10 protein-coding genes are annotated in these 11708 nt (G+C 52.8%); 4 read left to right on the top strand and 6 right to left on the bottom strand.

Annotated elements, in window-relative coordinates:
• Nucleotides 1–61: 61 nt before the first annotated feature.
• From rocD to pyk, 4 genes are all read left to right on the top strand, one after another.
• On the top strand, nucleotides 62–1264 hold the full coding sequence (gene rocD / locus IPI86_RS00240) for an ornithine--oxo-acid transaminase (RefSeq protein WP_345295963.1): 1203 nt from the start codon (nucleotides 62–64) through the stop codon (nucleotides 1262–1264).
• Nucleotides 1265–1317: 53 nt separating this feature from the next.
• A complete protein-coding gene (gene ald, locus IPI86_RS00235) occupies nucleotides 1318–2406 on the top strand; it encodes an alanine dehydrogenase (protein WP_345295962.1) in 1089 nt (362 codons plus the stop codon).
• A 1-nt stretch (nucleotide 2407) separates the two neighbouring features.
• The gene (locus IPI86_RS00230) at nucleotides 2408–3718 is read left to right on the top strand and encodes an acetyl-CoA hydrolase/transferase C-terminal domain-containing protein (protein WP_345295961.1); all 1311 of its coding nucleotides are present in this window, start codon (nucleotides 2408–2410) and stop codon (nucleotides 3716–3718) included.
• 308 nt (nucleotides 3719–4026) lie between these two features.
• Nucleotides 4027–5511: a pyruvate kinase gene (pyk, locus tag IPI86_RS00225; protein ID WP_345295960.1), complete on the top strand. Its 1485-nt coding sequence runs from the start codon at nucleotides 4027–4029 to the stop codon at nucleotides 5509–5511.
• Between the two features lie 132 nt (nucleotides 5512–5643).
• Here pyk and IPI86_RS00220 read toward each other — a convergent pair whose 3' ends face one another.
• The 6 genes from IPI86_RS00220 to IPI86_RS00195 all read right to left on the bottom strand — a co-directional run bounded on the left by IPI86_RS00220 (nucleotide 5644) and on the right by IPI86_RS00195 (nucleotide 11700).
• Complete coding sequence (locus tag IPI86_RS00220; RefSeq protein WP_345295959.1) at nucleotides 5644–6456, bottom strand: DMT family transporter; 813 nt, start codon at nucleotides 6454–6456, stop codon at nucleotides 5644–5646.
• The gene (locus tag IPI86_RS00215) at nucleotides 6402–6818 is read right to left on the bottom strand and encodes a VOC family protein (protein ID WP_345295958.1); all 417 of its coding nucleotides are present in this window, start codon (nucleotides 6816–6818) and stop codon (nucleotides 6402–6404) included. Before IPI86_RS00215 ends, IPI86_RS00220 begins: the two co-directional genes overlap by 55 nt.
• Before the next feature lie 6 nt (nucleotides 6819–6824).
• Complete coding sequence (gene arfB, locus IPI86_RS00210; protein WP_345295957.1) at nucleotides 6825–7157, bottom strand: alternative ribosome rescue aminoacyl-tRNA hydrolase ArfB; 333 nt, start codon at nucleotides 7155–7157, stop codon at nucleotides 6825–6827.
• A gap of 117 nt (nucleotides 7158–7274) precedes the next feature.
• Nucleotides 7275–8600 carry an MFS transporter gene (locus IPI86_RS00205; protein WP_345295956.1) on the bottom strand — a complete coding sequence of 442 codons (1326 nt, stop codon included), beginning with the start codon at nucleotides 8598–8600 and terminating at the stop codon, nucleotides 7275–7277.
• Between the two features lie 79 nt (nucleotides 8601–8679).
• Nucleotides 8680–9738, bottom strand: coding sequence for a 2-oxoacid:ferredoxin oxidoreductase subunit beta (locus IPI86_RS00200; protein WP_345295955.1), 1059 nt, complete (start codon nucleotides 9736–9738; stop codon nucleotides 8680–8682).
• A gap of 24 nt (nucleotides 9739–9762) precedes the next feature.
• The gene (locus IPI86_RS00195; RefSeq protein ID WP_345295954.1) at nucleotides 9763–11700 is read right to left on the bottom strand and encodes a 2-oxoacid:acceptor oxidoreductase subunit alpha; all 1938 of its coding nucleotides are present in this window, start codon (nucleotides 11698–11700) and stop codon (nucleotides 9763–9765) included.
• Nucleotides 11701–11708: the final 8 nt, after the last annotated feature.

The raw sequence follows: 11708 nt of genomic DNA, 5'->3' as shown, positions 1-11708 counted from the left end.
TCAAATCCCAGATGTCTTAATTTGAATTTTGAAACTCAATTATTTATGGGATAACTGACAAATGAATACACAAGACTTTATCAAGATGGAAGAACAATACGGCGCGCACAATTACCATCCGCTCGATGTGGTCATCGAAAAAGCGGAGGGTGTGTGGGTCTACGATGTGGATGGAAAGAAGTATCTCGATTGTTTGAGCGCGTACTCCGCAGTCAATCAGGGGCATGTACATCCTGAAATCCTGAAGGCGCTGCTCGATCAGGCCAAGCGCGTTACGCTGACCTCACGTGCCTTCCGCAACGACCAGTTGCCGTTGCTCTACAAGGAACTTTCCGAGATGACTGGCTACGAAATGTCGCTGCCAATGAACTCGGGTGCTGAAGCGGTTGAAACTGCGGTGAAACTCGCCCGCAAATGGGCGTATCAGGTGAAGAAGGTCCCGCGCCATCAGGCGGAGATCATCGTCGCTTCGGGTAACTTCCACGGGCGCACGGTGACCATCGTTTCATTCTCCACCGAACCCTCCTATCGCGATGACTTTGGTCCCTTCACCCCGGGCTTTGTCACAGTCACCTATGGCGATGCAGATGCTATCGAAAAGGCTATCACGCCAAACACCGCTGCCGTATTGCTTGAGCCCATTCAAGGCGAGGCTGGGGTCATTATTCCGCCCGCTGGATATTTGAAGAAGGTTGCAGAGACTTGCAAGAAGAACAACGTCCTCTTTATGGCGGATGAAATTCAAACGGGTCTCGCCCGAACTGGGAAACTGTTCGCTTCACATCATGAAGATGTCCGCCCCGATGTAGTGATCATCGGCAAGGCGCTCGCTGGTGGTTTTTATCCTGTTTCGGCGGTTCTGGCAGACAAGCCCATTCTCGGTTTGTTCCAGCCTGGTGAGCATGGCTCCACCTTTGGCGGCAATCCGCTGGCTGCGGCAGTCTCACGTGCGGCGTTACGTGTGATCCGCGAAGAGAAGCTGGCTGAGCGCTCCATGCAATTGGGTGAGTATTTTGTTGAGCAGTTGAGTGAGATCTCCAGTCCGCATATCAAAGAAGTACGCGGACGCGGCTTGTTGATCGGCGTTGAACTCAAGCCTGAGGCAAAGGGTGCGCGTCGTTTTTGCGAAGCATTGCAGACGAAGGGCATCCTCGCGAAAGAGACCCACGATAATGTCATTCGCTTTGCTCCACCGCTGGTGATTGACAAGGAAACCATAGATTGGGCGCTTCCATCCATTCGTGAAGTGCTAAATATGAAGTAATCTTGAGACCCTAAAGGTTTTGAAAACCTTTAGGGTTTTTTACGGAGGCATAAATGTATATCGGAATTCCAAAAGAAAGTAGAACTCTTGAGTATCGTGTGGGTCTTTCCCCAGCCGGGGCCGAGATTCTGACTCAGAATGGGCATCAGATCTTCGTTGAGCATGAAGCGGGCGTCATGGCTGGCTTCAGCGACGCGGATTACGAGAAAGCCGGTGCGCGTCTTGTTTTTTCCAAAGAAGAAGTCTTTGGCCGCGCAGATCTGTTGTTGAAAGTTGCACGCCCCATGCAGGAAGAATTGAACTGGCTTCGCCCTGATTCGATCCTGGCGGGTTTTCTGCACCTCGCTTCGACCCAGCAGGACAAGATTGACATCCTGCTTGAAAAGAAGATTACGTCGGTGGCCTATGAACAGATTCAGGCGCCAGACGGCTCACTGCCTGTTTTGCGACCGTTCAGTCAGATCGGCGGTGCAATGGCGGCTCAGATCGCGGCGCGCCTGCTTCAGAATAATTGGGGCGGCAAGGGCATTTTGATGGGCGGTGTGCCCGGCGTACCGCCAGCCGAGGTGGTTATTTTAGGCGCAGGCGTAGTTGGCACATATGCCACACAAATGTTCCTCGGAATGGGCGCACATGTAACAGTGATCGACCATAACCTCGCCGCGCTCCAGCGCATTTGGGATCGTTTCCCGACCATCGCTACAAAGATGTCTACGAAGCGCAATATTGAACGTTCGGTAATGTATGCGGATGTGGTTGTCGGTGCAGTGTTATCGCCCGGTCAGCGCACACCGATCCTAATCTCGCGCGAAATGGTGCGTTCGATGAAACCACGCTCCGTTATTATGGATGTCAGTATCGATGAGGGCGGATGTGTTGAAACCTCGCGCCCAACCACACATGAACATCCTGTTTACATCGAAGAAGGTATTTTGCATTATTGTGTGCCGAATATGCCGGGCGCTGTCGCCCGCACCGCCACACATGCTTTTGTGAATTCTGCCATACCGTATATCACTGAAATTGCTGCACTTGGAACGAAAGAGATTTTGAGCAATCCATCCCTTGAACCTGCGATCAATACGCACAACGGCAAGCTGCTCAACCTTGTGCGTTTGAGCGCGCAGCAGGAGGATGAATAATATGACCACAGCTGGTATTTATCAATCAAGGGTGACGACCGCACTGGAAGCGGTCAAAACCATCAAATCGGGGAACCGCGTCTTTCTCACCGGTAACGTGTCGGTGCCTCAAAAGATTTTAGCGGCGCTGGTGGAGTATGCCCCGAATCTCACTGATGTGGAGATCTGTCAGGCGTTGACCGTGGGCTCTGCCGATTATGTCGGCCCTGAAATGGAAGGTCACCTGCGCGTGAACTCGATGTTCATCAGCGCGAATATCCGCAAGGCAGTGCAGGAAGGCCGCGCCGATTTTACACCTGTTCTGCTTTCTGAATTTCCCCTGTTATTTAAACGCGGCGTGCTGCCATTGGACGTTGCTGTCATCCACGTATCCACACCAGATGAGCATGGTTTTTGCAGCTTGGGCGTGGAAGTGGGACTCACCAAGTCTGCGGCTGAATCGGCGAAGATCATTATTGCTGAAGTCAACGAACAGATGCCGCGAACGTTGGGCGATGCGTTCATTCACGTCAGCCGCCTGACCCATATCGTGCCAGTCAACTATCCGATTCCCGAACATAAGATGGCTTCGGAAGGCGATTCGGAAGTTGTAAAACAGATCGCCGGTCACGTAGCTTCATTGATCCCCGATGGCGCGACCATGCAGCTTGGCATTGGCTCGATTCCCGATGCTGTTTTGAAATTCCTTTTCGATAAAAAAGACCTCGGCATTCATACCGAGTTATTCTCAGATGGCGTGATCGACCTCGTCAACGCGGGCGTGCTGACCAATGCCCGCAAGTCCCTGCACCCTGGCAAGGTGGTCGCTGGGTTCATTCTCGGCACCAAGAGACTGTATGAGTGGGTCAACGATAACCCGATGGTTGAAATGCATCCCACGGAATATGTGAACGACCCGTTCATCATTGCCCAAAACGACCGCATGGTGGCCGTCAATTCCGCCATTGAAGTGGACTTGACCGGGCAGATCTGCGCGGACAGCATCGGACCGAAACTGTACAGTGGCGTAGGCGGCCAGTTGGATTTTGTCTACGGCGCCTCACGCTCGAAGGGTGGTGTTCCGATCATTGCACTGCCAAGTGTGGCAAGCCTGCGAGATGGAACAAAGTTAAGCAAGATCACATCCATGCTCAAGCAGGGTGCTGGCGTGGTTACCAGCCGTAACCATGTCCGCTTTGTGGTCACCGAACACGGCATTGCCGACCTGTATGGCAAAACCATTCGTCAGCGGGCGCAGGCCTTGATCAATGTGGCCGACCCGCAATTCCGCGAAGACTTGGCCAAACAGGCGAAAGAATTGCATTACCTGTAACAGATTTTCACTCGAAAGAACGTGCCGCAGGGTTTCAGACCTTGCGGCATTTTTTGAATAAGTCCGTTTTGCCATTCAGCGAAATTCGTGTGTGTCAAAATTAACAAATCAATAACCTGCATGCCTTGACATCATCGGCTTTTTTACCTATCATAGTTTCCGTCAACCGTATAAGCAGGGGGTGGGCGCTGGAAATTCCCTTTTCACAGCGCATCTTTTTGCCGTTTTTGGGGTGTATTATTCAATTGCCATCAGCAAACGGTTCTGGTTGAACTTTATTACACTTTTAGAAGGAAGTAAGTGATCGTATGAGAAGAGCAAAGATCGTCGCAACCATCGGCCCTGCCTCTGATTCAGAGCAGGCTCTCGAATCATTGATGAAAGCGGGAATGAACATCGCCCGCCTCAATTTTTCCCACGGAACACACGAACAGCATCAGAAACGCGTCGCCGCCATTCGCGCAGTTTCAAAACGGCTTGGATTGCCGATCGGCATCCTGCAGGATTTGCAGGGACCAAAGATCCGTGTCGGCAAGCTTGTAGCGCCGTTGCAACTTGAAGTGGATGAACAGATTTGTTTATTCGCCACAAATGATGAGCCCCCGCAAACCAACAACCAACTCCTGCCAGTCGATTTCCGCGAACTATTTGACTCTGTCCACGAAGGCGACCGCCTGCTGTTGGATGATGGCCGCCTTGCGCTGCAGGTGGTCACTGCCAAAGGACGCGTGGTTCACGCAAAGGTATTGGTGGGGGGGACATTGTCCTCGCACAAAGGCATCAACCTGCCTGGTGTAAAACTTCGTATCGCGGGCTTTACCGAAAAAGACAAGGCCGACCTTGCTTTTGGGATCTCTCAAGGTGTGGATGCAGTCGCCATTTCCTTCGTGCGCAGCGCCGATGATGTAAAGGCGGTTCGTGCCGCGCTAGAGGAATTTTCAAAGGGAAGGTTTGTCACACCGCTTCTCATTGCAAAACTTGAAAAACCCGAAGCGCTCAATGAACTCGAAGAAATCCTTGACGTGGTGGATGGCGTGATGGTTGCCCGCGGTGACCTCGGTGTGGAACTTCCACCCGAACGCGTGCCGTCCCTGCAAAAGCATATTATTCATTCTGCCAATGCGCGTGCCAAACTCGTCATCACCGCCACGCAGATGCTTGAATCCATGATCCAGAATCCATTGCCCACACGTGCTGAAGCCTCCGACGTGGCGAACGCCATCTTCGATGGCACCGACGCCGTGATGCTTTCCGCTGAAACTGCTTCGGGTGAATATCCGAGCGAGGCGGTCTCCATGATGTCGCGCATCGTCAGCGAAGCCGAGTCTCATTTCACTGAATGGGGCAGCCGTCAGGATGGCAGGGCAGGCCTCGGCGATAGCGATGCGGCTTCGATGGCTCGCGCCGCAAAAGCGCTGGCGACCGACCCCGAAGTCAGCGCGGTCTCCGTCTTCACCATGCAGGGACGTTCCGCCTGGCTGATGTCCAAAGGCCGTCCTTCAAAAAACATTCTCGCGTTCACACCCGAGTACGATACCTTCAATCAACTTTCCTTCCTGTGGGGCGTTCAGCCGCATCTCACGAAATTCGCCAACACCATGGATGAAATGCTTGCCAATGTAGATGCCGTGCTTCTGAATTCAGGTATTCGTTCCGGGCAGCAGGTCGTGCTTGTCTGCGGATACCCCGTCGGCGCACAGCGCCCGCCCAACATGGCCCTGCTTCACACCGTCGGCAGCGACGCGTCTGTCAATCTTGCACGCAAACTTGCTGAAAACAACGTGAAGAAATAATTTTTTGGGGATGTCCAACCTGTTGGATTTCCGCCCTTATAAAGATCAACAAAGCGGATGCAGTTTTCTACAAACTGCATCCGCTTCTTTCTTAACCGATAGCTGATTCTACGAAATTGGGTTGTATCGTGCTTATTCTCTGGTTGCAATTAAAATGCCGACGCTGATCAAAGCGCCGCCGAACAGGAAGAGGGGGGTGATTGTTTCAGAGAGGAAAAACCACCCGAGCAGCGTACCCACTACCGGCTGGGCAAAGAACGTCAACGATGCCACGGCGGCGGGTAATTCTGCGAAGGCGTAATTCCACAGGAACATGGCAATGGCCGTTGAGATGATCCCCAAAAACAATAGGCCGCCGATGATTCCTGGCGTGATCGCGCCAACGCCCTGTGTGTTGACTTCCCACAGACCGAACGCGATGCTTGATGGCAGGCCGCCCAGCAGCATCACCGCGCTGGAGGTAAGCAGGTCACCCGATTGACTGACTTTGCGCACCAGCACCGAATACAGCGCCCAGGTGAGCGCCGCCGCAAGCAGACTCATGTTGCCCCAAAATAAAGTGGGGGAGAGTTCGGCGTTGCGCGGGTCGATCACGGCCAGCACCCCAAGTGTGGATACGACCAATGCAACGATGCGGCGTGTGGTTGTTTTTTCGCCAAGCAAAAACGGTGCGAAGATCAAAACAAAAGCGGGCGTGGCCGAAGTGACCAGTGACCCGTTGGATGCTGTGGAAAGTTTCGTGCCCACGAATTGAAAACCAAGCGAAATGCCATAACCGACCACGCCGACGAGAAGGCTTTTCCAGAATTGTTCCTTCGTAAATTCGGTCTTGCTTTTTCGAAAATAAATAATGATTCCCAATACCAGCGCCCCCATGACAAGACGAATGCTCAACAATGCGAATGGCGGAATGACATCCAAAACCACTTTGCTGACAACATACATCCCGCCCCAAATGGACGCGGCCCCCAATCCTGCGAGTAACCCTGCGAAGCTGTGTTTTTGCATAGTCCCCGATTATATCGAAAAGTGCTTTGATGGTCGCGCTGGAAATCGTCGGTGTGGAGGAAGAAAGCGACCCTGCCGCCTGTTTGATTGCCGATGTGCTGGGATTGTTCAGGAGAGTCCGCTTTGGCCAAAAGCAGTGCAGAACCGTTTCCGCCTTGCGGAGCGACCAGCACCCAGCGTTTTTTATCGCTGAGAAGTGTATCCTCGAGCAGGGTGAAATTCAACTTTTCGGTGAAGAATGCAATGGCTTCATCGTAATCGCGCACAAGGTAGGTGACATGGGCAATGGATGGCGACATGGCGGCTCAGTCGTAGGCTTTGTCTCGTCGAATCTTTTTGATAGTTCCCCGACTCTTTTTTTCTTTCAGCCTTTCTTCTTTCGATGCCTTCGTCGGCTTTGTTTTGTGGCGTACCTTCGGTCTTTCGCTTGCTTTTGTCACCAACTCGTAAAACCGCTGGATCGCGTCTTCGCGGTTTTGTTCCTGCGTGCGATATTTCTTCGCTTCGATGATGAGCACTCCGTCAGCGGTGACTCGACTCCCAGAAAGCCGAATCAGCCTCCCTTTTACGTCAGAAGCGAGAGAGGGGGAGTTGGTGATGTCAAAGCGCAATTGGACCGCCGTCGCGACCTTGTTCACGTTCTGTCCCACCGGGGCCGGATGCGCGAATGTATTCCAGTGAGATTTCTGAGTCGAGATTTTTCATTTCCCCGAATTATATCGTAGGGGCACCGTAGCGCGGTGCCCCTACGATGATTAGGCCTTTACTACCCTGGGCGCGAACAGCCACATGATGGCGAGGATGAGGCCGCCCGCAAAGAACGGGACGGGTCCACCGAACCATTGGAACAGCGCTCCATAAAAAAGCGGCGCGATGGCGTTGGCCGCGCTATATGCCGCGGAGGATGCGCCGAGCATTCCACCAACTTCGCTTTTATCTGAGGCTTTCGTAATAAGGCTGTTGACGGCAGGCTGTAAAACGCCACCTCCTAATGCGGCTGGGAAACTTGCGAGAAGCAGCCAGGCGATTCCAAGCCAGCCCTTTGCGGATTCATCAGGTAGTTGGATGTTGATGCTTTGAATCGAAACGCGGAACTCACCCTGGCCTGCCATGCTTTCAAGCACTTTGGCTTTCTCGTACCAGGGAATCGGTACGGCGGGTGTGAGGGCGGTGCCGATCAAGCCGATGGCAAGTGTGCCGATGCCCATCAATACCAGCCAGCGGTCGCCTTTTTGTTTTGACCATCTACCGATGAGACCGCCTTGCACTACGATGATGAACAAACCCGCCAGCACGAACAAGCCTGAGGTGTCTCGCGCGTCCATGCCGAGGCGGGTGAGTGTGAATAATGAAAAAAGTTGTTCATATCCGCCGAACGCGATCTGATAAAAGAACATCAGAATGAGCAGGAAGCCGATGGCAGGGCGGCTGAGTGCTTCACGTAATGCACCGAACGAAAACGGGCGGCGTTTGCGGGAAGCTTCTGGATTTTCAACTTCTGTGTATGTTTCTTTGAACCAAAATACGGTCAGCAGGATCGAGGTCAACGAGAAGAATGCGGCGGTGAAAGCGACTGCTTGATAGTTTTGTCCGCTGGCGGCCAATACGATAAACGCGAGGATGGGGCCAAGCACGAAGCCGATGCCAAATGCCGCGCCGACGAGTCCCAGCCCCTGCGTGCGGGTCTTCTCGGTGGTGCTATCGGCGATGGCGGCCTGCGCCGTGGAAATGTTCGCGCCAGAGAGGCCATCAATAATGCGGGAGATGAATAACAGCAGGAGAGAATTTGCAAACCCCAACATGATGAAGCCGATTAAAGTGCCGATCTGACTCACGACCAGAATTGGCTTCCGTCCGAAGCGGTCTGAGAGACGCCCGAGAATGGGTGCTCCTAAAAACTGCATCATCGGGTAGGTGGCTTGCAAGATTCCGATCACCAGCGGCGATGACCCAAAACGCGCTGCATACAACGGCAGCAGGGGAATAATGATGGACAATCCCATCAGGTCAACCAGCACGATCACCAATACAGGCAGGATGCGTTTGAAATCAAGTTTTTCGTTTGTTGTTTCTGTGGTCATATTTTCTCATTTTATAAACCCTCCCCCAAATCCGCTCTTTGGATTTGGGGGAGGGCAGGGTGGGAGCTGGGTAAGTGTTTTAGAACATCAACGCATTGACCTTGTCGATCATCGAGCGATCGGGTCTCAACTCGGCTTCGGTAAGGCGGTTGAGTGGTGTATCCACAAGGTTGTACATTGAAGTGAGATTTGGCTTGGTGGTATCCACATACAAAAGGCCGGTGATCAACCAGTTGTTGCGACCTGCTTCTTCCATCACACGCAGGGCTTCGAAGCGGTCAGTGGGGTTGTATCCCTTTTCGAGATTCTTCAAGATCACGGTCGAACCATCGTGCATGGCTACTTCACGTACTTCGCCATCTTCCAGTTCACGCTCGAGGATGATCTCATTGCGCGGGGCGATGTAGGAGATCTCATGCAGCGGTTCTTCGTGATCCTTGCCCCATGCATAGGAGTGATAGGCGTTTTCCTGATTATTGAAGGTCACGCATGGGCTGATGATATCCAACACGGCGATACCGTCATGGGCGAGCGCCGCCTTGAGCAATTCCTTCACCTGCTTGGGGTTGCCAGCAAAGGAGCGGGCAACGAAGGTCGCATTGGAAACAAGGGCTTCCATGCAGATATCCACAGGCATGTAGGGATTTTCGCCCTGCTTCTTCAGGCTCAGGCCTTTTTCAGCGGTTGCGGAGAATTGGCCCTTGGTGAGGCCGTACACGCCGTTGTTTTCGACAATGTAGAGCATGTTCACGTTGCGGCGCATCACGTGTTTGAATTGACCCATGCCAATGCTGGCAGAGTCGCCATCGCCAGAAACGCCGATGCCCTTCAATTGCTGGTCGCCAAACAATGCGCCCGTTGCAATGGACGGCATGCGTCCGTGCAGGCTGTTGAAACCGAAGGAACGGTTCAGGAAGTAAGTCGGTGACTTCGAAGAACAACCAATACCGCTGAATTTCACCACGTCTTCGGGAACGATGTTCATTTCATACAGCGCGGTCACGATTTGGTTGGAGATCGAGTTATGTCCGCAGCCCTGGCACAGGGTGCTCGGGTTGCCGCGATATTCATTTTTGGATAAGCCAGCGAGGTTGACATTTGTTGCAGGTGTGCCGGCCATGGGGAGAGCTTCTGTCATTTTATATGCTCCTTGATAAAGTTGTTACTTCCGCTTTGACTTCACGGATGACTTGGATTTGGCAACAGGCTTCTTCACTGCTGGCTTTTTGGCCGCTGCTTTTTTGGACCCTGAAACTGCTTTTGCCTTCGACGCAGTTTTCGCCACTGCGGCTTTCTTCGGCGTTCCAGTCTTCGTGTATTTCGCAAGGATTCCCTCGCGGACCCATTTGGCAGAAGCAGGCATGCCATCACCAAATGCCACAGACTTGAACTTGTGTGCAAACTGCGGATATTCGGTCAACAGGATCTGATTCATCTGTCCATCACGGTTCATTTCCACAATAAAGATCTGGTCATATTTCGCAAGGAACGCATCCACTTCCTTTGTGAAAGGTAGGGCGCGTATGCGTAGGAAATCAGTTTTGATGCCATGATCTTTGTCCAGTTGATACTGGGCTTCGATAACAGCCGCTTCGGTCGAACCGAACGCAATGATGCCAACCGTCGCACCCTTCATGGAGCGAAGCACAGGAGCGGGGACGTATTGTTTGGCGGTTTCGTGCTTCCTCTTCAGGCGGTCCATGTTCTTCAAATACATGTCTGCTTCTTCAGTGTATTTGGCATACTCGTCGTGACCTGTGCCGCGGGTGAAGTAGGAGCTTAAGGGATGCTTGTTGCCGGGGAAGGTGCGATAACCGATTCCATCTCCGTCCTTGTCGAGGTAGCGTCCCCAATTGCCTTTGAGTTCCTCGATATCTTTTTCGAACAAGACCTTGCCGCGATCCATTGGCGTTTCGGGATATTCAAAGGGTTTGCTCATCCATTGATTCATGCCCATATCCAGATCGCTTAGAACGAACACAGGGGTCTGAATGCGTTCGGCAACGTCAAATGCGCGCCAGCCGAATTCAAAGCATTCGAATACATCGCCAGGCAGCAGAATCACAGAGTGTGAGTCGCCGTGGCCGATGAAATGGGTAAAGGTCAGGTCGCCCTGTGAAGTGCGTGTTGGTAGACCGGTGCTTGGTCCGATGCGCTGCACATCCCAGATGACGACGGGGGTTTCTGCATAGTAGGCGAGACCTGCAAACTCGGTCATTAGGGAGAGGCCAGGCCCGGAAGTGGAAGTCATGGAGCGTAACCCTGCCCAGCCTGCACCGACAGTCATGCCCAGTGCGGCGAGTTCATCTTCTGCCTGAACAACGGCGTAGGTATGCTTGCCGTCTTCACGCTTGCGGAGTTGGGGCAGGTAGTCGTTCAGCGATTCTGCCAGAGAGGTTGCAGGGGTGATGGGATACCAAGCCGCAAATTGCACGCCGCCAAAAATGGAACCGAGCGCGGCGGCGGTATTTCCATCCGCCATGATCATGCCTTCGGTCTTATTCATCGCCTCGACATAATAAGGATCCTTCTTTTCGAGATTGCCCTTTGCCCATTCTGCGCCAGCTTTGACTGCGCCGTAGTTCATGTCGATGGGTTTCTGCTTGCCTTTGAAGTGGAAGGTCAGCGCGGCGAGGATCTTATCCATGTCAAGATTAATCATTTGCGCAAGAATGCCGACGTAAACCATATTTCCCACGAGATCGCGGAAATCGGTGGGTACGTTTGGATCGTTCTTCACGATGGCTTTCACCGGCATGGGATAAATGGCAATGTCGGTGCGGGTGATGGGCTGCTTGATTTCGTCAGCGTAGAAAAATGCCCCGCCGGGAGCAACAGACGCCAGGTCACGTACGAACGAGTTGGGGTTCATCGCAATGACGATGTCACGTTGTTCGTGGTGTGCGATAAATCCATCCTTATTGGCGCGAATGGTATACCAGGTTGGCAGACCTTGAATGTTGGAAGGGAAGAGGTTCTTGCCGGAGACTGGAATTCCCATCTTGAAGATGGAGCGCAGGATGGTGTTGTTGGCTGTGGAACTGCCGGAACCGTTCACTGTGCCAACTGTTATGGAAAAATCGTTGATGATCTTATTCATGTGACTCC

Origin of the sequence: Candidatus Villigracilis affinis (genome assembly GCF_016705895.1) — a bacterium.
Taxonomy (GTDB): domain Bacteria; phylum Chloroflexota; class Anaerolineae; order Anaerolineales; family Villigracilaceae; genus Villigracilis; species Villigracilis affinis.
Note: the sequence above shows the minus strand (reverse complement) of the source record. Positions and strands in the feature narration are given on the sequence as shown.